We start from the raw sequence: 24003 nt of genomic DNA, 5'->3' as shown, positions 1-24003 counted from the left end.
CGGCACGGGAGCCGCCCGGGGCGGCCTCCCCGGCCGCAACCTGCCCGAAAAACGGACGGTCCGGTGAACGGGACCGGACGCCCGCACCTCGAACCCGTCAGGAGAGACCATGTCCCGTACCGATGTCGCGGTCCTGCCGGACCGGTCCCGCGTCGAGGAGGCCGCCCGCTGGCTGGCCGGGCGGGTGGTGCGTACGCCCGTGCTCAACTCCCCGGCCATCGACCGGCTGGCCGGCGTCCGGATCCTGCTCAAGGCGGAGAACCTCCAGGCCGGCGGCTCCTACAAGATGCGCGGGGCGATGCTCGCGGTGGGGCGGCTCGTCGCGGCCGGGCACACCGGCGTGGTCGCCCAGAGCACCGGCAACCACGCGGTGGCGGTGGCGCTGGCCGCCGGCCGGCACGGGCTGGCGGCGACCGTCGTGCTGCCGGTGGACGCCGCGCCGACCAAGGTGGCCCGGGCCCGGGCGGCGGGCGCACGGGTCGTCCTGGCCGGCACCACCGTCGAGGAGCGGCTCGCCGCCGCCCGCCGGCTCAGCGACGAGCAGGGCCACCCCATGATCGACGCGTACGACCACCCGGACGTCATCGCCGGGCAGGGCAGCGCGAGCCGGGAGCTGATCGAGCAGGCGGAGCGCGCCGGGACGCCGCTGGACGCGCTTGTGGTGCCGGTCGGTGGCGGCGGCGGCGTGGCGGGCGCGTGCCTGGCCGCGTCCGGTACACCGATCGACGTGTACGGGGTCGAGCCGGTCGGCTGCGACTCGCTGGCGCGCAGCCTGGCGGCCGGGCGGCCCACGCCGGTCGCCCCGGCCGCCACGATCGCCGACGGGCTGCGCCCCACCTGTGTGGGGGACCTGCCGTTCGCGGTCGCGCACGGGACTGTCCGGGGCGTCGTCCGGGTCGACGACGACCAGATCGCCGCGGCGTTCCGGCTGCTCCTGCTGGAGCTGAAGGTGGTCGTGGAGCCGTCCGGCGCAGCCGGGCTGGCGGGTGCGCTGCGCCTGGTGGCGGATCCCGGCGCGGTGGTGCCCGGTCCGGCCGGCGTCGGCCGCACCGGGGCCGGTCAGCGGTACCGCACGGTCGGCGTGGTGCTGACCGGCGGGAATGTCGAGGCGGAGCTGGTGGCGCGGTTGGCGACCCGGCAGCTCGCGGAAGGGAGGGCGGCATGACCACGGGGGTACGGGTCGGAGTCCTGTTCGGCGGCCCTTCGGCGGAGCACGAGGTCTCGTGCGCCTCGGCGCTCGGCGTGGCCCGGGCGCTGGCCGACGCCGGTCACCGGGTGGTGGCGATCGGGGTCACCCGCACCGGCGGCTTCCGGCTGGTGCCGGACTCGGTGCTCGCCGGCCTGCGCGCCGGCACCGGCGCCGGCCGGGCGATCGACGACCGGCTGACGGTGACCGGGCCGCTTGTGGACCTGCGGGCCGGGAACCGGGCGGGAACGGCGGTGGTCACCGCGACGAACGCGTCCGGGGCGGTGCACGCCGAGCTGGACGTGGTCTTCCCGGTCCTGCACGGCCCGTACGGGGAGGACGGGGTGGTGCAGGGGCTGCTCGAGTCGCTGGGCGTGCCGTACGTCGGGTGCGGCATCCTCGCCTCCGCCGTCGGCATGGACAAGGTCGCGATGAAGCGGGCGCTGCGCAGCGAGGGGGTGCCGATCACCCCGCACGTGTCGGTCGACGCGCTGGCCTGGGCGGAGACCGACGACCCGGAGAAGCTGGTGCTCGGGCTGCGCCGGCCGTTGTTCGTCAAGCCGGCCCGGATGGGCTCCTCGATCGGGATCTCCCGGGTGGCCGAGGGCGACGACCTGGCGGCGGCGATCGAGGAGGCACTGCGGCACGACAACGTCGTCGTGGTCGAGCAGGGCGTGACCGGCCGCGAGCTGGAGTGCGGCGTGCTCGGCGGCTGGCGCCCGGAGGCGTCCGCGGTCGGCGAGGTCCGGGTGACCGGCGGCTGGTTCGACTACCGCCAGAAGTACTTCGGCGATGCCGACCCGATGGTCGTGCCGGCCCCGCTGCCCGAGGAGGTCACCGAGCGGATCCGCGAGCTGTCGGTACGCGCGTTCGCCGCGATCGGCGGCTGGGGTCTGGCCCGGGTCGACTTCCTCTACGACGAGGCGACCGGTGACCTGTACGTCAACGAGCTGAACACGATGCCCGGCTTCACCGCGCACTCGATGTACCCGAAAGTGTGGGCCGCCTCCGGGGTCGGCTACCGGGAGGTCGTGGACCGGCTCGTCGCCCTCGCCGTCGAGCGGCCCGGCGGGCGGCCCGGCGGCGTACGGCCGGAGGGCACCCGATGATCCTGCTCTCCGACCCGCGCGTGGCGGCGGTGCCGAGCAGCGACGACGGCGATCCGCTGATCGACCTGCGGGAGCTTCCGGAGTTGCGGCTGGACGGCCGTGCGGCCGACCCTGACGGGGCGTACGCCCGGGTGCGTCGCGGTGTCGCGGAGCGGTTGCTGGCCGCGCAGCGTGCCCTGCCCGCCGGGCTGCGCCTGCTGGTCATCGAGGGGTACCGGCCGTACCAGGCGCAGCTGGACATCTTCCTCGGCTACCGGGACGAGCTGCGCAGCCGGTACCCGGAGTGGTCGGCGGAGCGGCTGCACCGGGAGACCACCAAGTTCGTCTCGCCGGTGGAGGTGGCCCCGCACAGCACCGGCGGAGCGGTGGACCTGACGCTGTGCGACGCCGACGGGACCGAACTGGACCTGGGCACGGCCGTCGACGCCACCCCCGAGGCCAGCGCGAACGCCTGCTTCACCGCCGCCCGGCACATCCCGGCGGCGGCGCGGCGCAACCGGCGGCTGCTGGCCGGGGCGCTGCGCGGGGCGGGACTCGTGAACTACCCGACGGAGTGGTGGCACTGGTCCTACGGGGACCGGTACTGGGCGCTGCTGACCGGGGCCACCCACACCCGCTACGGCCCGGTGTGACCGTCGGGTTCATTCGAAGGTTTGTTTTCGACAAGGGTCACAACGCTGAACCCGTCATCGCTCCCACGCCGTACCCGCCCGCGACACGGCACCACCGGACGAGGAGGAACGACGTGAGGGTGCAGCGCAAGCACGTGCTGGCGGCGGGTGTGGCGGTGGTCGCCGCAGGGGCGGTGGCGGTGGGCACGGGCCTCGGGTTCGCGGACACCGGCTCGCCCCGCGCCTCGGTGTGCCAGGGTTCGGTGACCTTCTCGGCCGAGGGCGGTGCGCCCGCCGCGACCAGCAACCGCTTCCCGGTGGGCACCCGGCTGCGCGTGACCAACCTGGACAACAACCGGTCGACCGAGGTGACGGTGACCGGGCCGTCGGGCAGCTGTGTCCTGCTCAACGCGGCGGCGATGGAACTGGTCCGGGAGCCGGGCAGGAACGTCGTCCGGCGAAACGTGGTCGAGGTGGTCGGCGGGGGCGCGGCGGGCGCGCCGGCCGAGCCGGGGGCGGTACGCCCCGGCGCCGCCTCGCCGGGCGCGGCCGGCCCGGCCCCCGGCTCGGCCTGCCAGGGGGCGATCACCTTCTCCGCCGAGGCCGGCGCGCCGGCCGCGACCAGCGACCGGTTCCCGGTCGGCACGCGGCTGCGGGTGACCAACCTGGACAACGGCAGGGCGGTGACGGTGAGCGTGACCGGCCCGTCGGGCAGCTGCGTACTGCTGAACGCGACCGCGATGGACGCGATCCGGGAGCCGGGCAAGAACCTGGTCCGCCGCAACACCGTCGAACTGGTGCGCTGACGGAGCGGCACCGCGCCCTGGCTGAGTGGCGCCGCGCCACTCGCCGGAGGTGCGCGACGGGCCCGGGCCGGTCGCCGGAGGTGCGCCACGGGCCTGCGCCAGTCGGGCGGTGTGCCGGCGTGGGCAGTTCCGCCAGGGCGGGTGGGCCGGTCCGGGCGTGTCGCGGCCGGGCAAGGTGGTGCCCGTGAGCGATATGCCTGTCAGACATGAATATGCCTGACAGGCATATCGCTCAGCGGCGTCATGGCCCGGCCCCGGCCGCTCTGGCGGTCGCCTCGGCCAGGGTTGGTCGAATCGACGTGGGCTCCGATCCGCCTCTTCCGACCGGTCGGCCTCGATGGTGAGGCCGGTCCGCGCCGGTCACCACGCCTCCGACGGGTCCCGGTCTTCGTCAGCCGAAGGCGGTGTCGAGGATGTCCAGGCCGCGGGCCAGGTCGGTGTCGCCGATCACCAGCGGCGGCAGGAGACGCAGCACGTTGCCGTACGTGCCGCAGGTGAGGGTGAGCAGCCCGGCGGCGTGGCAGGCCGCCGACACCGCCGCGGTGGCGGCCGGATCCGGGGTGAGGGTGCCCGGCCGTACGATCTCCACGGCGAGCATCGCCCCGCGGCCGCGCACCTCGGCGATCCGCGGGTCACGGGCGGCGACGGCCCGCAGCCGGTCGCCCATGACCTGCCCGATCCGGCGGGCGGCGGCGGCCAGGTCCAGCTCGTGCATGGTCTCGATGCTGGCGAGCGCCGCCGCGCAGGCGATCGGGTTGCCACCGTACGTGCCGCCGAGACCGCCGACGTGCACGGCGTCCATCAGCTCGGCCCGGCCGGTCACCGCCGCGAGCGGCAGGCCGCCGGCGATGCCCTTGGCGAGAGTGACCAGATCCGGCTCGACGCGCTCGTGCTGGCAGGCGAACCAGTCGCCGGTGCGGCAGAAGCCGGTCTGGATCTCGTCGGCGATGAAGACCACCCCGGCCGCCGTCGCCCACTCGCGCAGCGCCGGCAGGAAACCCTCGGCGGGTACGACGAAGCCGCCCTCGCCCTGGATCGGCTCGATCAGCAGCGCGGCGACGTTCTCGGCGCCGACCTGCTTCTCCACCGTCTCGATCGCCCGGGCCGCCGCGGTCGCCCCGTCGAGGCCGCCGTCGCGCAGCGGGTACGACATCGGCACCCGGTAGATCTCACCGGCGAACGGCCCGAACCGGTGCTTGTACGGCATGTTCTTCGCGGTCAACGCCATGGTCAGGTTGGTCCGGCCGTGGTACGCGTGGTCGAACACCACCACGGCGGGCCGGCCGGTGGCGTGCCGGGCGATCTTCACGGCGTTCTCCACCGCCTCGGCGCCCGAGTTGAACAGCGCCGACCGCTTCTCGAAGGTGCCCGGGGTGAGCTCGTTGAGCTGCTCGCACACCGCCACGTACGACTCGTACGGCGCGACCATGAAGCAGGTGTGGGTGAAGCGCTCGACCTGCGCCTTCACCGCCTCGACCACCCGTGGGGCGGAGTTGCCGACGTTGGTGACGGCGATACCGGCGGCGAAGTCGATCCACTCGCGCCCGTCGACGTCGGTGATGGTGCCGCCGCCCGCGCGGGCCACATAGGACGGAATGACGCTGCCGACACCACGGGCGACGGCGGCGCCGCGCCGCTTGTGCAGTTCCTCCGACGATGCCAAGGATCAGCCCTCGATGTTGTGCATGACGTGCTTGATCCGGGTGTAGTCCTCCAGGCTGTAGACCGAGAGGTCCTTGCCGTGCCCGGAGTGCTTGAAGCCGCCGTGCGGCATCTCCGAGATGAACGGGATGTGCGTGTTCACCCAGACGCAGCCGAAGTCCAGCCGGCGGGTCATCCGCATCGCCCGGCCGTGGTCCTTCGTCCAGACCGAGGCGGACAGGCCGTACTCGACGCCGTTGGCCCAGCGCACCGCCTCGTCCTCGTCGTCGAAGCGCTGCACCGTGATGACCGGGCCGAAGACCTCCTGCTGGATGATCTCGTCGGCCTGGCGTACACCCGAGACGACGGTCGGGGCGTAGAAGTAGCCGCGCTCGCCGAGCTGGGAGCCGCCGGTCTCGACGTTCGCGTGGTCCGGCAGGCGGTCCACGAAGCCGCGTACCCGGGTGAGCTGGTTGGCGTTGTTCAGCGGGCCGTAGAGCACGTCCTCGTCGTCCGGCGCGCCGGTCTTCGTGTTGCGGGCCTGCTCGGCGAGGGCGGCCACGAAATCGTCGTGGATGCCGGGCCCGGCCAGCACCCGGGTCGCGGCGGTGCAGTCCTGGCCGGCGTTGAAGTAGCCGCCCACCGCGATCGCCTCGGCCGCCGCCGCGACGTCCGCGTCGTCGAAGAGCACCACCGGGGCCTTGCCGCCCAGCTCCAGGTGGGTCCGCTTGAGGTCGGGCGCCGCCGCGGCGGCGACCTCCATGCCGGCGCGCGTCGAGCCGGTGATCGACACGAGCTGCGGGGTCGGGTGGGAGACGAGGGCCCGGCCGGTGTCCCGGTCGCCGCACACCACGTTGAACACGCCCGGCGGGAAGAACTCGGCCGCGATCTCGGCCAGCAGAAGCGTCGACACCGGCGTGGTGTCGGACGGCTTGAGCACCACCGTGTTGCCGGCGGCCAGGGCCGGGGCGATCTTCCAGACCGCCATCATCAGGGGGTAGTTCCAGGGCGTCACCTGGGCGCAGACGCCGATCGGCTCGCGCCGCACGTACGAGGTGTGGCCGGCCAGGTACTCGCCGGCGGAACGGCCCTCCAGCAGCCGGGCGGCGCCGGCGAAGAACCGGAACTCGTCGACGGCCGGCGGCAGCTCCTCGTCGGCGGTGAGCTGGCGCGGCTTGCCGGTGTTGCGTACCTCGGCGTCGACCAGCTCCGCCGCGCGGGCCTCGACGGCGTCGGCGAGCTTGAGCAGCGCCTTCTGCCGCTCGGCGGGGGTGGTGTCGCGCCAGCTCTCGAAGGCGGTGGCGGCGGCCTTCATCGCGGTGTCCACGTCGGCGGCCCCGGAGACGGGCGCCTGCGCGAACACCTCCCCGGTACAGGGGTCGATCAGGTCGGCGTAGCCGCCGTCGGCCGGCTCGACGTACTCGCCGTTGACGAAGTTGCGCAGCTTCTGCTGGTCGCTCATGACGGGATCACTCCGTTGGGGGTGCGGTCTGCGCGGTTATCGCAATGTGTCTGCCATATTGGCTACTGAATTCGCGGCAGACAAGGCCTGCGGCGACTGTTTCCGTCGGCTGGCTCGTCGTCTACGCTGCTCGGCGTGGAGTCCGTAGCCTTCTATGTCGCCTCCCGTCCCGTTCACGGCGAGGGCGAGTTGACCGTCCACCACCCGTACGACGGCCGCGCCGTCGGTCGTACCACCCTCGCCACCCCGGACCAGGTCGAGGCCGCCGTCGCGGCAGCCGCCGGGGTGGCCGCGGCGGCCGCGGCCCTGCCCGCGCACGCCCGGGCGGCGGCCCTGGACCACGTCTCCCGGCGGCTCGCCGAGCGGGCCGAGGAGATCGCGGCGCTCATCACCGCCGAGAACGGCAAGCCCGTCAAGTGGGCCCGGGCCGAGGTCGGCCGGGCCGTCTCCACGTTCCGCTGGGCCGCCGAGGAGGCGCGGCGCTTCTCCGGCGAGCTGCAACGCCTCGACACCGACCCGGCCGCCGGCGGCCGGACGGCCCTGGTACGCCGGGTGCCGAAGGGGCCGGTGCTGGGGATCGCGCCGTTCAACTTCCCGCTCAACCTGGTGGCGCACAAGGTCGCCCCGGCCATCGCCGTCGGCGCTCCGATCATCGTCAAGCCGGCCCCGGCCACCCCGCTGTCGGCGCTGCTGCTCGGCGAGCTGCTGGCCGAGACCGACCTGCCGGAGGGCATGTTCTCGGTGCTGCCGCTGCCCAACGAGCGCGCCGCCGACCTGGTCACCGACCCGCGGCTGCCGGTGGTGTCGTTCACCGGCTCCGGGCCGGTCGGCGCGGCGATCCGGCGGTCCGTGCCGGAGAAGCACGTCACGCTGGAGCTGGGCGGCAACGCGGCGGCGGTGATCTGCGAGGACTGGAACACCGCCGAGGACCTGGCCTTCGCCGCGCACCGGATCGCCACGTTCGCCAACTACCAGGCCGGGCAGTCGTGCATCGCGGTGCAGCGGGTGTACGTGCACGAGTGGCTCTACGACGGGTTCCTGCCCCGGCTCGTGGCCGCCGTGCAGGAACTGCGCAGCGGTGACCCGTCGTCCGAGCTGACCGACGTGGGTCCGCTGGTCTCCGTGGACGCCGCCCGCCGGGTCGAGGCGTGGGTGGACGAGGCGGTCGCGGCCGGCGCCACCATCGAGGTCGGCGGCCGGCGCGAGGGTGCCACGTACGAGCCCACCGTGCTGTCCGGCGTGCCGAGGGACGCCAAGGTCAGCGCCGAGGAGGTGTTCGGGCCGGTGCTTGTGGTCGCCCGGGTGGAGAACGACGACGCCGCGTTCGCGGCGGTCAACGACTCGGCGTACGGGTTGCAGGCCGGCGTGTTCACCCACCGGCTGGACACGGCGTTCCGGGCCGGGCGGGTCCTGGAGGTGGGCGGGGTGATCGTCGGGGACGTCCCGTCGTACCGGGCCGACCAGATGCCGTACGGCGGGGTCAAGGGCTCCGGCGTCGGGCGTGAGGGCGTGCGCAGCGCGATGGACGACTACACCGAGCCGCGCGTCCTGGTCCTGACCGGCATCGCCGTGTAAGGAAGGGCCCCTTATTAACGCCTGGCGTAGTAAAAGGGCCCCCTGTTAACAACGGGGTCACCGCTCACCACGTGCCGTCGTCACGGACGCGGGCCGGGGCGCGGCCGAGCACCAATGTGGTCAGGGCGGCGTCGACGGTCTCGCCGAGGAACCACTCGCCCGCCTGGTCCAGCGCGAACACCCGGCCGCGCTCGTCGACGGCGAAGATGCTGTCGCCGAACTCGGAGCCGAACGGGAACAGCCGCGCCCCGAGCACCGCCCCGAAATCCGCCAGGACGTCGGCGCTGTGCGCACCGTGCAGCGGGTTCGTGGTGAACCGGCTGATCCACACCGCCTCGCCCGGGCCGCGGCGGCTGCTCACCACGGCGGGGAAGTCGGTGAGGGCCTGCCGGGCGGCGGGGAACGGCTCGTGGCGGTGCGAGCGACCGGCCACCTCGCACGTCTCGCGGATCGCCCCCGCCGCGAGGGCCGGGTTGAACTCGCTGTCCTCCCAGCCGCCCTCCATGAGGGCGTCGGCGACCTCGGAGGGGAAGCGGCCGGGGTGGTGCGGCGGCTGCGGACCGGGCCGCCATTCGGCGGTGAAGGCCAGCTCCGACCAGGGCAGGACGTTGAAGTGCACAAGGAAGTTGAGGCACGAGTCGCAGCCGCGCTCGGCCCTACCGGCGTAGCGGTCGCCCGGTTCGCGTACCCGGAACACCTCGAAGCGGGCCTGCCCGAGCAGCGTCTCCGCGTCCGGCATGGCCATCGGCTCGATGCCCTCGGCGGCGCGGCGGTGGTCGTACTCGTGCAGGACGTCGGAGACGACGATCAGCTCGGCGTGCCGCTCGCCGCCGCGGACCAGGTGACCCGGCGGCAGCTCGGCCAGGTACGCCCGCACCAGCGGGTGGTGATTGAGCTCGATGTCGCCCTTGGCCCCCTGCGCCCGGAACAGCCGGCCGTCGAGGCTCAGGTGCGCGGCGGTCGTCGGGGTGGGCAGTCGCCGGATCTCGCGCAGCAGCTGACCGGCGGGCTCGACCGTACGCGGCGGGCGCGGGCCGTCCTCGCGGCTGCGCCGGTACATCCGCTCGACCTGATCGACCGGGACCCGGGGCCAGGTGCTCACCTCGCCGGTCCGTTTGTCGACCACGGTGGTCGGCAGGTCACCGGGGACCGTGCGGGCCTCAGTGGACACGATGGACCGGATCACGAAGCCCAGGTCGAACTCGTCGACGATCGGCTGGCACTCGTAACCGAGACGTTGTGAGTCGCGCCGGGCCCACACGGCGGCGATCTGCTCGGCCTGCTGGCGGTCGATCACGCCTCCGAAACTACCGGACCCCACGGCCCCCGTGGCAGCCGGTATGGTTCCCCCTACCGACGGTGACCGGGGAGGGTGGCGTTGGGTGAGAGCGCGGACCGGGACGCCAACCGCGCGCTACGGGCGCGGTTCGACGAGGTGTACGGGCAGTACCAGCAGTTGCGATCCGGTGTGGACGAACTGCACCGGAAGTTAGCCGAGCTGCGGGTGACCCGACGTTCGGACGACGGGCGGGTGACCGTGGTCGTCGGCGCCCGGGGTGAGCTGATCTCGGTGGAGCTCGATCCCGCGATCTACCGGGACCGGGACGCCCGGGGGCTCGCCCGGACGATCACCGAGACGGCCCTGCGGGCAGCTGCGGCGGCGGCGGACGCCACCCGCGAGCTGACCACCGGCTACCTGCCCGAGGGCACCGGAGCGGCGGACTTCCTGCGTACCGGAGATCTGTCGGCCCTGCTCGGGCGGGCGGACGCCGCGCTGCGCGGGCAGGGCTGATGGGCGACCAGCTCTGGCTCGACCCGCAGCGGGCCCGGCGCGGCGGCGCCGACCTGGCCGCCGCCGGCGCGGAGGTGTCCGCCCGCCGGCGGCGGGCCGGCGGTGAGATCGCGGCCGCCAGCGCGGTACGGCCGTGGGGGCGGGACGACATCGGCGCCGCGTTCGAACGCGGCTACCGCGGGTTCGAGCAGACGGCGCTCCGTGTCTGGGAGGGGGTGGGCCGCCACCTCGAAGGTCTGGGGACGGACGTCGTCCGCTCCGTCGACGCCACGCTGCGTACCGACGCCGCCAACGCGGACCGGATCGACCGCGTGGCCGACGGTCGCTGACCGGCGAGGAGGCCCGATGACCCTGTTGCCGAGCCCGATTCCGCACCCGCTCGACTACTCGCCCTGGGACCTGCCGGGCTGGATGTACGACGCCCTCGACTGGGTGGTCGGCGTGGAGTGGCCGGACGGCGACGAGCGGGCGGTGTGGGACCTGGCCGACCAGTGGTACGCGGTCGCCGCCACGCTGGCCGGCCCGCACGCCGACGCCGTCGCCGCAGCCGCCGAGGTACGCGGCGGGTACGGCGGGGTCGGCGCGGTGGAGGCCGCCTTCGACGGTGCCTGGCGGCGGATCGCCGAGGGCGACGACGCCGCGCTGCCCGCGCTCCTGGCGGTCAGTCACGACCTGGGCCGACTCGTCGAGGAGTGCGGCTGCGACATCGAGGGCGCCAAGCTGGAGGTCTGGATCGAGCTGGGGATCCTGGTCGTCGAGCTGATCGGCCTGGCGGTCGCCACCGTGCTGACCGCCGGCGCGGCCTCACCCGCCGCGGCCGCCGCGATCGCCGCGACCCGTGTCATCGTCCAGCAGATCTTCAGGCGGCTCCTGGCGCAGCTCGCCCGCAAGACCCTCAAGCGGGGGCTGAAGGAGGTCGGGGAACGCGCCGCCAAGGAGGTCGCCGAGGGCGGCGTCCGCGGGTTCGCCCGGCGGGCGGCGGCCGGCGGCCTGTCCGAGGCGGCCGAGGAGTCCGGGATCACGCTCGCCACGCAGGCGTACCAGAACTCCACCGGCCGCCGGCACGGCCTGGACGTGACCGACCTGACCGCCTCCGCGGTCGGTGGGCTGGCCGGCGGCGCGGTCGCGCCGCTCGCCGGTCTCGGTCGGCACGCCACCGGCCGGGGTGCCCGGATCGGCGAACACGTCGCCCGGGAGATGACCGGGGAGGTGCTCGCCGAGCAGGCCGCGAGCCTCGCCACCGGCCAGGGGCCGGCGTCCGTGGAGGAGGCCGTCCGTGCGGCCGTCTCGGGTGCCCGTGGCTCGGTGACCACCCAGGCCGACGCGGCTCTGCACGCCCGCCTCGACGGGCGGCTCGACGCGCTGGCGGGGATGCCGTCCGCCGTTCCAGGGCCGGACGGGTCGTCGGCGCTCCTGGCCGGCGCCGCGGGTCCGACCGCGGCCGGCGCCGTCCCGGTGGACGCCGTCGTGCCCACTCAGCGGGCCGGCGACGGCCCCACGGCCGCCGTCGCGCCGGCACCGGTAATCGGCGGCGAGGCGTCCACCGGGGGTACGCGGGCAGCCGAGCCGACGTCGCCGGGGGTCGGTGACGGTGCTCTCGCGGCCGACGCGTCCCGGTCGGGCGTCCCGTCGTCGGTGGACCGGGCGGTGCCCGAGACGCCCCCGTCACCCGCCAGCCCGACGCTCTCCTCGGTCGCCGACGGGCCTTCGGCGCCGGTCACCGGCTCGGGTGCCGCACCGGCGGTTTCCGCGCCATCCCTCGCCGGCTCAGGTGCGGCCGGCCCACCGGCATCCAGCTCCACGGGTCCGGCGGCGGTCACGACCGGTCCGCTGGCACACGCGAGCCACACGGGACCGTCAGCCGCCGGGCCCGTCGCGCCTGCGACCGCCGGGCAGGTCGCTCCCGTGACCGCTGGCCCGGCAGGACCGGTCGGGGCCGGGCCGAACGCGCTGATTGCTCCCGGGCCGGGCGTCCCGGTGACCGCCGGGCTGGTGCCGCTGGTGGCAGCCGTACCGGTCCCGCCCGTGACCGGGCCGACGCAGCCGGGTCCTTTGGCGCAGCCGGGTCCGGTGGTGCAGCCGGGTCCGGTGCCGCAGCCGGGTCCGGTGGTGCAGCCCCTTGCCGGGCCGACCGCGCCCGCCCCCGCGCCCCCGCCGACACGCGCTGGCGGCGCGCCGCAGCTACCTCCGCCGTCCCCGCCGCTCGACGCCGGCTTCGCTCCGCCGCTGCCGCCGCTCGATGCCGGCTTCGCTCCGCCGCTGCCGCCGGTCCCTCCGCCGCTGCCACCGAGGGATGAGCCGCTGGTGGCCCGGCCGGCGGCGCCCCGCCCCCGCACCCCCGAGTGGTACGCGGCGCGCTGGGCGGCCGATCAGGATGCCTTCGAGCGGCGCCGGTACCGGGGGCACTTCGAGCACCAGCGGACCAACCACGAGGAGAACCGTCGACGCGACCGGGCGGAGCAACTGCGCTACGCGGCGGACCGCGCGTACGACGAGGCACGGTGGCTGCTCAGCGAGAGCCGGCGCCTGGGCCGGGCCGGCTACCGGGCGGTGTCCGACCAGCTCTTCACCGAGGGGCGGGACCGTGAGCGCTGGTGCCACCGCCAGCGGGACCTGGCGGAGGCGGTGCTGGCCGGCACGGTCGCGCCCGGCGTCGTGACCGTCACCGGCGAGGACTTCGAGCGGATCAACGACGACGTAGGGGACCTTGCGCGCGGTCCCGTCCGGGTTGAGGACCGCTCCGCGTTGACGGGAGACGACCACCCACCGCCGATCGACCGCTCCCGACCGTACGACCGCCGAGGCGGGCTGCGCCCACCGCTGGCGCTGCACCAGCGGGACGTCGAGCGGCAGGTGCCCCGCCGAGCGGACGGGACGATGGTGCGCACGCCCGACCCCCGCGTCGGCAGCTGGTTCCGGCTGCTCAACGACGGCGGGCCGCAGGCCGACCCGACCCGTGGCATCAACTGCGTCGACTGCACCCTGTCCCTCTTCGAGACCTGGGTGCACGGCCGGCCGCGAGTCTCGGCGCCCCGCACCTTCGACGCGTACGCCCTCGGCGACGTCACCCGCCCACTCAACGGCGAGGCCAACGGCCCCGGGCGGATCGAGGACGTCACCGGCGGGCGCTTCCAGCGCCTGTGCCAGCCGCCGTCCGGGACGTCGCCCGACGAACGGGCCCGTGTCCTGGACACCGGGTACCGCAACCTGCGTGACCAACTGCTCGTCGGCGGCCACGGCAGCTTCGCGTTCGTCATCAACCAGTGGGAAGGTGGCGGCTCGCACATCTGGGTGGCGCTGAACCAGAACGGCAGCATCCTCTACCTCGACCCGCAATCCGGCGAGATCGCCGACCGGCCGCTGGGCCGCCACCGTGGCGTCCCGCACCCGTACAACGCGGTGGACGTCGACGTCCTCGTGATCGGTGGCGACGGGGCGCCGATGCCGCTGGCGGGCCTGCAGCGCGGCCTGTTCAGCCAACGACCGGACCTGCCGGCGTACCCGCCCGCCACCGAACACCAGGGGTACGGCGAGCCGTACCTCAACCGCCTCCACCTCCTCGCCAGCCCCGGTTCGGCGGAACCGCCGGCTCAACCTCGCGATGAGCGGCCAGGAGGCGCCGAACAGAGCCGAGCAAGCGATGCCCGGCTGCGGGATCAGGCATCCGAGGATGCACAGCCCGGGACAGCCGGGCTCTCGGACCGCACCGGGCGGGACCTCACGGCCCTCCTGGCTTCCGTCGCCGGAGACGGGTCGGCTGTCGGTCTCGGGGTGGAGTTGCGGGCTGCGGCTCCCCATCTCGACGAACAGGCCGCAGGCGCCCTCGCCGAGGTGCTGGGCGACGCGCGCACGCGCTCCATGTTCGAGGCGATCCTGCGAGATCCCGAAAGGTACAAGCCGCGGTTCGCCGACACCCTGCTGCGGCAGCTGATCGAGGCACCTGACCTGGTTCGGATTGTCCACACGATCCCCGAGTTGCTGGCATCGCTGACCGCCCGACCTGTGACGCTTCATCACCTGGCAGGCCACCCCCAAGCGGTCAACGTCCTCGGCGGCGTTCTAGCTGAGATCGACACGCGGGGGGTGGATGCCTTCGGTCGTGACATGGCGCAGCCGGATCCAACTCCACTCACTGCTGTCCAACGCGCTCGAAGTCTGGCAGCGTCGCCAATGATTGATCAGGCGCGTCAGCCTGGCTTCGATGCGAGAAGAAAAGCGGACGCCGGATATCGGCGAGAGTTTCTCAATCTGTTGTACCGCGACTCGGTGAGCGCGCAGGAGGAGGTGGACGCCTTGGCCGAACACATCGCCTCCTGTTCGGAAGGTGCTGTTGCCACCGGCCGCCGTGAACCGAAAGACAGGAAACGAGCGAATGACAAGATCGTTAAGTATCGGGGCGATGTGTCCCTGCTGACGGACCTGGCTGCCGCGCGGACTACGTTTCAAACCCTGTCGGAGCTTTACCTTGCTTTCGGAGCGCTCCTGGATGATGATTCGATCCGAATCGTTGAATGCGAAGATCGTTTTCTGCGCCCACAATTGAGTGGATATCGCGATATCAGGTTGTGTATAAGCACTTCGAATGGACACGTCGCCGAGTTTCGCCTTGAGTTGCGTGGCCTGACCGAAGTCGCGGAGTGGGAACACGCCCTGTACGAAGTGCGGCGGGACATGCAATCGATCGCTGAGGAAGAGGGGCGTACGATGTCCAGCATGGAGCGAGCCATCTGGAACGGTGTGATCGCGCAGGAACAGCGTCACTTCTGGCGTGCTCTCCAAGCGGCAGTGGATGGAGTTGTGTAGTGATGGCGCAGGCACCCGGTCTCGTCCTTCCTGCCTACTTCAGCTACTACAAGTCGCCCGTCAAGATGGTCGCCACCGACGACGAAGGCATCCAGGCTTGGCGTCTCTCCGACGAGACTGGTGGCTGGGAACTGGCCAACGACCTTGTTCGCGAAATCTTGTCCGCCGTTGGTGGCGAGATCAGTCACCTGACAGTCGACTCGTTCATTCAGTCGACCGAGCGCGATCGCGGTCGGCATTTGCGCGGAGAGGGGCCTGTCTTTGCTTTGTACGAAACGGTGGAAGCGATCCTGGACGTTGCGGAGCGTGAGAAGCGACCGTTAACTGCGACGGAGTTGGCCTTGATACGCGGCATCAGGCTACAAACGTACGTGATGTTCGAGGAGGAACTCAGGCATCGTGGCGATCCAGCGGCAGACCCGGGCCTCGTCCAGCAGATTGAGTCGTGAGCAGAACTTGCCATTCCGCCAATCCAGGGCGGTGCAGCATCGCCTGCGGTTGAAAGACTAGTAGGCAGACACCTAGCGTCCTGCTCATGGCGAAGAAGCTGCGGCTGGTCGGCTCAGCGGAGATCAGAGTGATGCTGGGCGGAATCTCACGTCAGCGCGTCTACCAGATCACCAGTCGCAGAGACTTCCCTGAGCCGGTAGCCGAGCTGTCGATGGGCAACGTGTGGCTCGCTGAGGACGTAGAGCGCTGGATTGCCGCCAAGCGCTCTGACCTGGACTGAAACTGGGAATCAACCCGCTGCGGAGGCTCTCACCTTGCTGCGTCCGACAGTTCCTTACGAGCCTCCCGCCGACGTGGCCGCCGCTCTCGTCACCCAGGACCGGCTGCGTCCTCTCGTCGACCTGGTCGGTCCCGGGCCCACCGCACCCGCCCGGGTGGCCGGCCTGGACGTCGCGTACGACGAGGGCGGTGACCGGCTCGCCGCGGCCGTGACGGTGCTGGATGCGGCGACCCTGACGGTCGTCGACCGGGCGGTGAGTGTCGGTCGACCGGCCTTCCCGTACGTTCCCGGGCTGTTCGCCTTCCGGGAGTTGCCCGCGCTGCTCGACGCGCTGCACCGCCTGCGTACGGTGCCGGACCTGCTGGTTTGTGATGGCCACGGGTTGGCGCACCCGCGCCGGTTCGGGTTGGCGTGCCATCTGGGGGTGGTGACCGGCCTGCCGGCGGTCGGGGTCGGGAAGACGCCGCTGGTGGGCCGGTGGGATCCGCCGTCCGGGGAGCGCGGTGCGTGGACGCCGCTGGTGGACGGTGACGAGGTGGTGGGCGCGGTGCTGCGGACCCGGGACGGGGTGAAGCCGGTGTTCGTCAGCGTCGGGCACCGGATGAGCCTGACGAATGCAGTCGACCAGGTGCTCGCGGTGACTCCACGCTTCCGGCTGCCGGAGACCACGCGTACCGCCGACCGGCTCTGCCGGGACACCCTGGCCGCCACCCACCCCGCCGCCACCGTCAGTCGATCATGAAGTTGTAGCTGCGACACGCCGACGACGACGGCTACAACTTCATGATCAACGGAGAAGCGGCGGGGAAGGGGCGGGGAAGGGGCGAGGGCGGGCAGGGGGCGTTGGGTGGAGTGGGGGAGGGTAATGCCGAGCACATCCGGGGCGCTCTATGACCGGGGCCTGTTCGGGCCCGGTAGTAGCCTGACCGGCGAACCCCGATCGGGGAGGAACGGCGAGGTGATCATGGCGGTAGGGCGGCTCACGGCACGGCTGGCGACGGTCTGCGCGGTCGTCGGCGCGCTGGTGGCGCTCAACGCGCCGCCGGCGCTGGCTGAAGAGGACTCGGTGCGGGTGAGCGCGGCCGGGCGTTTCACCGCCGGCGGTTCGGCCCAGGGCGTCGCCGTGGAGGTGCGCAAGCGTACGGAGGGCTGTGTGCTGCTGCGTACCGCGCTCGCCCTGCGCCTCGACGGGCTCCGGGGGGATCAGGTCCGGGTGCAGGTCAACGCGGGCGGCCAGTGGTTCCCGGTGGCGCTGAGCGGTGGCGGGGGCGGTGCGACCACCGCGGCGACCTCGCCGGCGAACCCGCGCCTCTGCAAGGGCAAGCGGATCACCGTCCGGTACCGGGTGGCGTTCGCCGCCGACACCCGGGAGGGCCTGTTGGCCGTCGTCGGCGAGGCCACCAACGCGGTCGGCCAGGTGCTCGGCCGGGGCTCCGACGGCTCCCGCGTGGTCGGCGGCCGCGCCTCCGCCTCGCCGACGCCGTCCCGGTCACGGACACCTTCCCCGACGCCGAGTGCCGAGGTGACGGAGGCGGCCACGGCGGAGGACGGCACGTCGGTCGAGGCCCTGGCGGACCCCGGGGGTGGTGCGGTCGACCCCGCGGCGGCCCAGTCGTCCGGCGGTTCGATGATCATGTTCTTCGGGCTGGCCATGGTCGCGGTCGGTATCGTCCTGATCGTTCTGCTGGTCCGCCGTTTCCGCGAGGACAAGGAGGCTGGGCCCGGCGCCCCACCGGCCCCCGGTGGCGGCACCTACCGCTCCGCGCAGGGGCCGCCCCCCGTGCCGGGCCGACCCGGCCAGGTGTACGGACAGCCGGCTGCCGGCCGCCCGGCCACGCCGGGGCTGTACGGCACCCCGCCCGCGCAACGCCCCGCCCCGGGCCTCTACGGTGCCCCGGTCGACGCCACCCAGGCGATGCCGCCTGAGGCCACCCAGGCGATGCCCCCTGAGGCCACCCAGGCGTTGCCGCCCGAGGCCACCCAGGCGATGCCGCCGGGGCCGCCGGCGCAGAGCCGTCCTGCTGCCCCACCGGCCCCACCCGTCCCCGGTCAGTACGGGACTCCGGCCGCCAACCCGCCCGCCGAGGACGACCGCACCCGGTTCATGCCGCGGCAGCCGGAGTAGGGCGGCTCCCCGTCTGGGCCAGAGTGCCCGGCGGCCCTCCGATACGCTCAGGCCGTTGACGACCAGCAGCGCGAGGAGCGGAACCGGTGACTGATCTGTCCCAGATCGTGAAGGCCTACGACGTGCGTGGGACGGTGCCGGACCAGTGGGACGAGCGCGTGGCGGAGGCGCTCGGGGCCGCCTTCGCCCAGGTGCTCAACGCCTCCGACGAGCCCGGTGACGCTGTGCTGATCGGCCACGACATGCGGGCCACCGGTCCCGGTCTCGCCGCCGCCTTTGCCGCCGGCGTCCGGGCGGAGGGGCGTGCGGTCGTCGAGCTGGGCCTGGCCTCGACCGACATGCTCTACTACGCCTCCGGGTCGCTCGGCCTGCCCGGCGCGATGTTCACGGCCAGCCACAACCCCGCGCAGTACAACGGCATCAAGCTGTGCCGTTCCGGTGCCCGCCCGATCGGGCAGGACAGCGGCCTCGCCGAGATCCGGGGCCGGGCGCAGGCGCTGCTGGATTCGGGCGGCTCGCGCCCGGCCGGCGAGCCGGCCGCACCGGTGCACCGGCGTGACCTGCTCGCGGATTACGCGGCCTACCTGCGCAAGCTGGTCGACCTCTCCCGGATCCGGCCGTTGAAGGTCGTCGTGGACGCCGGCAACGGCATGGGCGGCTACACCGTCCCGACCGTGCTCGGCGACGCCGCGCTGCCGGCGCTGCCGTTGGAGATCGTGCCGCTCTACTTCGAGTTGGACGGCACGTTCCCCAACCACGAGGCGAACCCGCTGGACCCCAGGAACCTGGTCGACCTCCAGCGGGCGGTCCTGGAACACGGTGCGGAGATCGGGCTGGCCTTCGACGGCGACGCCGACCGCTGCTTCGTCGTCGACGAGCGCGGTGAGCCGGTCTCGCCGTCCGCGATCACTGCCCTGGTCGCCGCCCGCGAGCTGGCGAAGCACCCGGGCTCGACGGTGATCCACAATCTGATCACGTCCAGCGCGGTCCCGGAGATCATCCGGGAGAACGGCGGCGAGCCGGTGGTGGCCCGGGTCGGGCACTCGTTCATCAAGGCGGAGATGGCCCGGACCAACGCCATCTTCGGTGGCGAGCACTCCGCCCACTACTACTTCCGGGACTTCTGGTTCGCCGACACCGGCATGCTCGCCGCGATGCACACGCTGGCCGCGCTGGGCGAGCAGTCGCTTCCGCTGTCGGTGCTGGCCGGCGAGTACGAGCGGTACGTCGCCTCCGGTGAGATCAACTCCACCGTCGACGACCAGGCGGCGAAGGTGGCCGAGGTGCGGGCGGCGTACCCCGAGGCGGAGGCCGACGAGCTGGACGGCCTCACGCTGCGCTTTCCCGACGGCGCCTGGTTCAACCTGCGGGCCTCCAACACCGAGCCGCTGCTGCGGCTCAACGTCGAGGCCCCGACCCGGGAACGGATGACCTCGCTCCGCGACGAGGTGCTCGACCGGGTTCGCCGATAAGATCCCGTGCGCCGGTCGGCACCGCCGACCGGTGAAGCCACAGAGGTGGAAGGAGCCGCGCCGTGGCCCTGGACCCGCAGTTGCTGGAGATCCTCGCCTGTCCGGACACGCACCACGCCCCGCTTGACTACGACGCCGAGGAGCAGACCCTGACCTGCACAGAGTGCGGCCGGATCTTCGAGGTCCGCGACGGCGTACCGGTGCTGCTGCTGGACGAGGCGCGCGGCGGCCCGGCGGAGCGGTCGTGATCGACGGTACGGCCGGGGTCAGCGGCCATCGCGAAGCCGACGAGGCTCTGCTCGACGACCCGGACGCGCTCGCCGAGCGGGATCCGGGTGGGATGCTGCGGCACACCGCGTCGGCCGGGGCGCAGGTGCGTGAGTCGGCCGCCCTCGCCGCTGAGGCCAACCTGTCGCTGCTGGCCGGTGAGGGGCGCCCGCGAGCGGTCGTCATCGCCGGCATCGGCACCGCGGGACGCACCGGTGACGTGCTGGCGACGGTCGCCGGGCCGCGCTGCCCGGTGCCGGTGATCCCGCACCGCAGCGCCGGTGTCCCCGGCTGGGTTGGCGCCGCCGACGTGGTCATCGCGGTCAGCGCCTCCGGCCGCAGCCCCGAGGCGCTCGGCGCGGCCGAGGCGGCCCACCGTCGGGGCGCCCGCCTCGTCGCGGTCGGCGCTCCGGACTCGCAGCTGCAGTCGGTGGCGGAGCGCGCCCGTGCCCCGTTCATTCCGGTGCCCCGGCGCGCCCCGGCCCGGGCCAGTCTCTGGGCGCTGACCGTGCCGGTGCTGCTCGCGGCTCGTACGCTCGGCCTGGTGAAGGTCAACGAGGCGGACCTGGCGGAGACCGCGGCCCGGCTGGACGCCGACGCCGACCGGAGCCGCCCGTCCGCCGAGTCCTTCGTCAATCCGGCCAAGTCGCTCGCGCTGGGCCTGGCCGGCTCGATCCCGATCGTCTGGGGTTCGTCGCCGCTGGCCACCGTCGCGGCCCGCCGGTTCGGCGACACGCTGTCGGCGAACGCCCGCTACCCGGTGGTCTCCGGGGCGCTCGGCGAGGCCGGCCGTGGCCGGGTCGGCCTGCTCGACGGCGTGTTCGGCGGGCTGGTCGAGGGGGAGCGGGACATCTTCGCCGACCCCGACGAGGAGGCGCCGAGCGGCACCCGGCTGCGGCTGGTGCTGCTGCGCGACGGCGGCCTCAACCCGGAGGACGACGCCGACGAGCCGCTCGTGGTCGAGGAGCGGCGCGCTGACGCGGTCCAGACCCTCGCCGAGCGGCGCGGGGTGCGCTGCGACGTGGTCACCGCCGAGGGTGGCTCTGCGCTGGAACGCCTGGCCTCGCTGATCGCGGTTCCGGACTTCGCGTCGATCTACCTCGCCCTGGCCCACGGGCTGGACCCGATGGCCGTTCCGGCCATCACCGAAATGAAGGAGCTGGCGAACCAGTGAGCGCCAACGGTGGGACGAAGGCGATCGTTGCCGCCCTGCTGGCCAACGTCGGCATCGCCGTCACGAAGTTCATCGCGTTCATGCTGACCGGCTCGTCGTCGATGTTGGCCGAGTCGATCCACTCGGTCGCCGACTCCGGCAACCAGGGCCTGCTGCTGCTCGGCGGCCGGCGCGCCAAGCGTGCGGCCACCCCACAGCACCCGTTCGGGTACGGCCGGGAGCGCTACATCTACGCGTTCATCGTCGCGATCGTGCTGTTCAGCGTCGGTGGCCTCTTCGCGCTGTACGAGGCGTGGCACAAGTACTCGGACCCGCACCCGATCGAGAACTGGCAGTGGGTGCCGGTCGTGGTGCTGGTGGTCGCCATCATCATGGAGACGTTCTCGTTCCGCACCGCGATCGTCGAGTCGAACCGCGTCCGGGGCACGCAGTCCTGGGTGCGGTTCGTCCGGCGGGCCAAGGCACCGGAGCTGCCAGTGGTGTTGCTGGAGGACCTGGGCGCACTGGTCGGTCTGGTCTTCGCGCTGTTCGGCGTCAGCATGACGCTGATCACCGGTAACGGGGAATGGGACGCGCTCGGCACCGCGATGATCGGTGTCCTGCTGGTGGTGATCGCCGTCATCCTCGCGATCGAGACCAAGAGCCTGCTGCTCGGCGAGGGCGCCGAGGCGCACGACGTCGAGGCCATCGAGAAGGCGGTCGTCGCCGGCCCGGAGGTCGATCGGATCATCCACATGAAGACGCTCTACCTCGGTCCGGAGGAGCTGATGGTGGCGGCGAAGATCGGCGTGCCACCGTGCGACAGCGCCGAGGAGCTGGCCCGCGGCATCAACGCCGTCGAGGCGCGGATCCGCGCCGCCGTTCCCACTGCCCGGGTGATCTACCTGGAGCCCGACATCTACAACGCCGCCGCGCAGGCCGCCGCCGAGGGCGCGGCGCAAACGGAAGCGACCGAGCCGGGAGACGTCGCGGGGCGGTCCGGAGGCTGACCTCATGGAGCTGCTGTACGGGCCGATCCGGAACTACGCCTGGGGCTCCCGCTCAGGGATCGCCACGTTGCAGGGGAGGCCGATCCCGACCGCCGAGCCCGAGGCGGAGCTGTGGCTGGGCGCGCATCCGGGCGCGCCCGCAGCGGTGGACCGGGACGGCGCGCGGGTCAGCCTGGTGGACCTGCTCATCGCCGAACCGGGGCACTGGCTGGGCGAGCAGGTGGTGGACCGGTTCGGCACCCGGCTGCCGTTCCTGCTGAAGGTCCTCGCCGCCGAGGCGCCGCTCAGCCTTCAGGCCCACCCGGACCCGGAGCAGGCCCTCGCCGGCCACGCCGCCGACGCGGCACTGCCGGCGGCGCAACGCAACTACGTGGACCCGCACCACAAGCCGGAGCTCCTGGTGGCGCTCTCGCCGATGGAGGCGCTCTGCGGATTCCGGGATCCGGCGGTGTCGGCGGAGGCGCTCGCCGCGTTCGGCGTACCGGAGCTGGAGCCGGTGCTGGCCGCGCTGCGGACCGGGCCCGCGGGCCTGTCCGAGGCGGTACGCCTGCTGCTGACGTGGCCCGCCCCCGAGCGTGGCCGGATGGTGGCGGCGGTCGCGTCGGCTCCGGTCGACGGGCCGGACGCGGAACTGGCCCGGGAGCTGGCGGCTGCCTACCCCGGCGACCCGGGGGTGCTTGTCGCGTTGCTGCTCAACCGGGTGCGGATCGAGCCCGGTGAGGCGATCTGGATGCCGGCGGGCAACCTGCACGCCTACCTGCGGGGCATGGGTGTGGAGATCATGGCCGCGAGCGACAACGTGCTGCGCGGCGGCCTGACGCCGAAGCGCGTGGACGTGGACGAGCTGCTGCGGGTGCTCCGGTTCGAGGTGCTGCACGATCCGGTGGTCGGGGCGACGACGGTAGCGCCGGGGGTGGCCTGCTGGCCGGTGCCGGTGGACGACTTCGCGCTGCACCGGGTGCGGGTGGACGCGGACCTCCCCGAGGTGACGCTGCCGCTCGCCGGGCCCCGGGTGGTGCTGTGCTGCTCCGGCCGGCTGGCGGTGGACGATGGCACCGGCAGGGTGGTGCTCGGGCCGGGGCAGGCGGCGGTCGGTCCGGCCGCGGCCGGCGACCTGCACGTCTCCGGTACGGGTGAGGCGTACGTCGGGAGTTGCGGGCCGGTGCGCTGAGCGGGCGGCCACGCCCGGGGTGAATCGACGCGGCACAAGTCCGACTTTCCCGGAATCGCTTGACGCGCTATCAGCGCAGTGTGACTCTATGGGTACGCAGCGTTATCGCGACGACGGTCCCGAGAAGCGCGCGGGGAACCAAACCGGGGGGATGCACGGGGCGGCCGGAGGGTGGACGGAAAGTCCGTCCACAACCGACCGCCCCGTGCGCTGTCCTGGACCGGGCGGCGCTCCGTCGGTGCGCGGGCGTAAGGTGGATGGTCGCGCTGCACAATCGTCCGACAGGAGCTTTCATGACCAGCACCCTTCCGGCGTCCGCGAGCGGAACCTCCCGGCCGAGCACCCTCGCTGAGGGCGACTTCAAGGTGGCGGATCTGTCGCTTGCGGAGTTCGGGCGTAAGGAGATCCGGCTTGCGGAGCATGAGATGCCGGGTTTGATGGCGATTCGTGCTGAGTTCGCGGGGTCGCAGCCGTTGGCGGGTGCGCGGGTGACGGGGTCGTTGCACATGACGGTGCAGACCGCGGTGTTGATTGAGACGTTGGTGGCGTTGGGTGCGCGGGTGCGGTGGGCGTCGTGCAACATTTTCTCGACGCAGGATCATGCCGCTGCTGCGGTGGTGGTCGGTCCGGAGGGCACGCCGGAGGCTCCGGCGGGGGTGCCGGTGTATGCGTGGAAGGGCGAGAGCCTTCAGGAGTATTGGTGGTGCACGGAGCGGGTGTTGACGTGGCCGGACGGGCAGGGTCCGAACATGATCCTCGATGATGGTGGGGATGCCACGTTGTTGGTGCACAAGGGTGTGGAGTTCGAGCGGGCGGGTGTGGTGCCGCCGGTCGGGTCGGCTGACTCGGAGGAGTACGGGGTCATCCTTGAACTGTTGCGGCGTTCGCTGGGCGAGGACGGGCAGCGGTGGACGCGGATCGCTGCCGGGATCAAGGGTGTGACGGAGGAGACCACCACCGGGGTGCACCGGTTGTATGAGATGCACCGGGCCGGCACGTTGTTGTTCCCGGCGATCAACGTGAATGATTCGGTGACGAAGAGCAAGTTCGACAACAAGTACGGGTGTCGGCATTCGCTGATTGATGGGAT

The 24003-nt window shown here is 72.9% G+C and carries 21 protein-coding genes; 18 read left to right on the top strand and 3 right to left on the bottom strand.

Going from position 1 to position 24003, the window contains the following annotated elements; translation table 11 throughout:
* Positions 1-109 precede the first annotated feature (109 nt).
* The 4 genes from ABTW87_RS14435 to ABTW87_RS14420 all read left to right on the top strand — a co-directional run bounded on the left by ABTW87_RS14435 (position 110) and on the right by ABTW87_RS14420 (position 3712).
* On the top strand, positions 110-1165 hold the full coding sequence (locus tag ABTW87_RS14435; protein WP_350651272.1) for a threonine ammonia-lyase: 1056 nt from the start codon (positions 110-112) through the stop codon (positions 1163-1165).
* Positions 1162-2295 (top strand): D-alanine--D-alanine ligase family protein, encoded by a 1134-nt coding sequence (locus ABTW87_RS14430; RefSeq protein ID WP_350651271.1) that lies wholly within the window; start codon positions 1162-1164, stop codon positions 2293-2295. The genes ABTW87_RS14435 and ABTW87_RS14430 overlap by 4 nt, the downstream gene beginning before the upstream one ends.
* Entirely contained in the window at positions 2292-2927 is a 636-nt protein-coding gene (locus tag ABTW87_RS14425) for a M15 family metallopeptidase (protein ID WP_350651270.1), read from the top strand. The genes ABTW87_RS14430 and ABTW87_RS14425 overlap by 4 nt, the downstream gene beginning before the upstream one ends.
* A gap of 113 nt (positions 2928-3040) precedes the next feature.
* A complete protein-coding gene (locus tag ABTW87_RS14420) occupies positions 3041-3712 on the top strand; it encodes an RlpA-like double-psi beta-barrel domain-containing protein (protein ID WP_350651269.1) in 672 nt (223 codons plus the stop codon).
* 391 nt (positions 3713-4103) lie between these two features.
* On the opposite strand, the gene gabT is transcribed toward ABTW87_RS14420, so the two are convergent.
* A complete protein-coding gene (gabT, locus tag ABTW87_RS14415; protein WP_350651268.1) occupies positions 4104-5375 on the bottom strand; it encodes a 4-aminobutyrate--2-oxoglutarate transaminase in 1272 nt (423 codons plus the stop codon).
* 3 nt (positions 5376-5378) lie between these two features.
* Positions 5379-6815, bottom strand: coding sequence for a gamma-aminobutyraldehyde dehydrogenase (locus tag ABTW87_RS14410; protein ID WP_350651267.1), 1437 nt, complete (start codon positions 6813-6815; stop codon positions 5379-5381).
* A gap of 135 nt (positions 6816-6950) precedes the next feature.
* On the opposite strand from ABTW87_RS14410, the gene ABTW87_RS14405 reads away from it, so the two are divergent.
* Positions 6951-8390, top strand: coding sequence for an aldehyde dehydrogenase family protein (locus ABTW87_RS14405; RefSeq protein ID WP_350651266.1), 1440 nt, complete (start codon positions 6951-6953; stop codon positions 8388-8390).
* Between the two features lie 64 nt (positions 8391-8454).
* On the opposite strand, the gene ABTW87_RS14400 is transcribed toward ABTW87_RS14405, so the two are convergent.
* A complete protein-coding gene (locus ABTW87_RS14400) occupies positions 8455-9687 on the bottom strand; it encodes an SUKH-3 domain-containing protein (RefSeq protein ID WP_350651265.1) in 1233 nt (410 codons plus the stop codon).
* A gap of 75 nt (positions 9688-9762) precedes the next feature.
* On the opposite strand from ABTW87_RS14400, the gene ABTW87_RS14395 reads away from it, so the two are divergent.
* The 13 genes from ABTW87_RS14395 to ABTW87_RS14335 form a co-directional block, all read left to right on the top strand.
* Entirely contained in the window at positions 9763-10182 is a 420-nt protein-coding gene (locus tag ABTW87_RS14395) for a YbaB/EbfC family nucleoid-associated protein (protein WP_350651264.1), read from the top strand.
* Positions 10182-10511, top strand: coding sequence for a hypothetical protein (locus tag ABTW87_RS14390; protein ID WP_350651263.1), 330 nt, complete (start codon positions 10182-10184; stop codon positions 10509-10511). Before ABTW87_RS14395 ends, ABTW87_RS14390 begins: the two co-directional genes overlap by 1 nt.
* Before the next feature lie 16 nt (positions 10512-10527).
* The gene (locus tag ABTW87_RS14385) at positions 10528-14985 is read left to right on the top strand and encodes a toxin glutamine deamidase domain-containing protein (protein WP_350651262.1); all 4458 of its coding nucleotides are present in this window, start codon (positions 10528-10530) and stop codon (positions 14983-14985) included.
* A 2-nt stretch (positions 14986-14987) separates the two neighbouring features.
* The gene (locus tag ABTW87_RS14380) at positions 14988-15434 is read left to right on the top strand and encodes a hypothetical protein (RefSeq protein WP_350651261.1); all 447 of its coding nucleotides are present in this window, start codon (positions 14988-14990) and stop codon (positions 15432-15434) included.
* An 86-nt stretch (positions 15435-15520) separates the two neighbouring features.
* Complete coding sequence (locus tag ABTW87_RS14375) at positions 15521-15715, top strand: helix-turn-helix transcriptional regulator (RefSeq protein ID WP_350651260.1); 195 nt, start codon at positions 15521-15523, stop codon at positions 15713-15715.
* A gap of 73 nt (positions 15716-15788) precedes the next feature.
* Entirely contained in the window at positions 15789-16457 is a 669-nt protein-coding gene (nfi, locus tag ABTW87_RS14370; protein ID WP_350651259.1) for a deoxyribonuclease V, read from the top strand.
* Between the two features lie 216 nt (positions 16458-16673).
* Positions 16674-17840 carry a hypothetical protein gene (locus tag ABTW87_RS14365; RefSeq protein WP_350651258.1) on the top strand — a complete coding sequence of 389 codons (1167 nt, stop codon included), beginning with the start codon at positions 16674-16676 and terminating at the stop codon, positions 17838-17840.
* Between the two features lie 86 nt (positions 17841-17926).
* Complete coding sequence (locus ABTW87_RS14360) at positions 17927-19312, top strand: phosphomannomutase/phosphoglucomutase (protein ID WP_350651257.1); 1386 nt, start codon at positions 17927-17929, stop codon at positions 19310-19312.
* 62 nt (positions 19313-19374) lie between these two features.
* Positions 19375-19560, top strand: a complete 186-nt coding sequence (locus ABTW87_RS14355; protein WP_350651256.1) for a Trm112 family protein — start codon at positions 19375-19377, stop codon at positions 19558-19560.
* Positions 19557-20753: an SIS domain-containing protein gene (locus ABTW87_RS14350; RefSeq protein WP_350651255.1), complete on the top strand. Its 1197-nt coding sequence runs from the start codon at positions 19557-19559 to the stop codon at positions 20751-20753. The genes ABTW87_RS14355 and ABTW87_RS14350 overlap by 4 nt, the downstream gene beginning before the upstream one ends.
* Positions 20750-21742 (top strand): cation diffusion facilitator family transporter, encoded by a 993-nt coding sequence (locus ABTW87_RS14345; protein ID WP_350651254.1) that lies wholly within the window; start codon positions 20750-20752, stop codon positions 21740-21742. Before ABTW87_RS14350 ends, ABTW87_RS14345 begins: the two co-directional genes overlap by 4 nt.
* A 4-nt stretch (positions 21743-21746) precedes the next feature.
* Positions 21747-22913 (top strand): mannose-6-phosphate isomerase, class I, encoded by a 1167-nt coding sequence (gene manA / locus ABTW87_RS14340; protein WP_350651253.1) that lies wholly within the window; start codon positions 21747-21749, stop codon positions 22911-22913.
* A gap of 293 nt (positions 22914-23206) precedes the next feature.
* On the top strand, positions 23207-24003 hold a 797-nt coding region (locus ABTW87_RS14335), incomplete at its 3' end, for an adenosylhomocysteinase (protein ID WP_350651252.1).

Origin of the sequence: Micromonospora sp. NPDC126480 (assembly GCF_040302465.1) — a bacterium.
GTDB lineage: Bacteria > Actinomycetota > Actinomycetes > Mycobacteriales > Micromonosporaceae > Micromonospora.
The sequence above is the reverse complement of the archived record's forward strand: the minus strand, read 5'-3'. Positions and strand labels throughout refer to the sequence as shown.

Excerpts from the sequence above, each read along its gene's own strand:
- ABTW87_RS14435 (WP_350651272.1), top strand. The coding sequence starts at position 110 with ATGTCCCGTACCGATGTCGCGGTCCTGCCGGACCGGTCCCGCGTCGAG.
- ABTW87_RS14430 (WP_350651271.1), top strand. The coding sequence starts at position 1,162 with ATGACCACGGGGGTACGGGTCGGAGTCCTGTTCGGCGGCCCTTCGGCG.
- ABTW87_RS14425 (WP_350651270.1), top strand. The coding sequence starts at position 2,292 with ATGATCCTGCTCTCCGACCCGCGCGTGGCGGCGGTGCCGAGCAGCGAC.
- ABTW87_RS14410 (WP_350651267.1), bottom strand. The coding sequence starts at position 6,815 with ATGAGCGACCAGCAGAAGCTGCGCAACTTCGTCAACGGCGAGTACGTC.
- ABTW87_RS14390 (WP_350651263.1), top strand. The coding sequence starts at position 10,182 with ATGGGCGACCAGCTCTGGCTCGACCCGCAGCGGGCCCGGCGCGGCGGC.
- ABTW87_RS14385 (WP_350651262.1), top strand. The coding sequence starts at position 10,528 with ATGACCCTGTTGCCGAGCCCGATTCCGCACCCGCTCGACTACTCGCCC.
- ABTW87_RS14380 (WP_350651261.1), top strand. The coding sequence starts at position 14,988 with ATGGCGCAGGCACCCGGTCTCGTCCTTCCTGCCTACTTCAGCTACTAC.
- ABTW87_RS14375 (WP_350651260.1), top strand. The coding sequence starts at position 15,521 with ATGGCGAAGAAGCTGCGGCTGGTCGGCTCAGCGGAGATCAGAGTGATG.
- manA (WP_350651253.1), top strand. The coding sequence starts at position 21,747 with ATGGAGCTGCTGTACGGGCCGATCCGGAACTACGCCTGGGGCTCCCGC.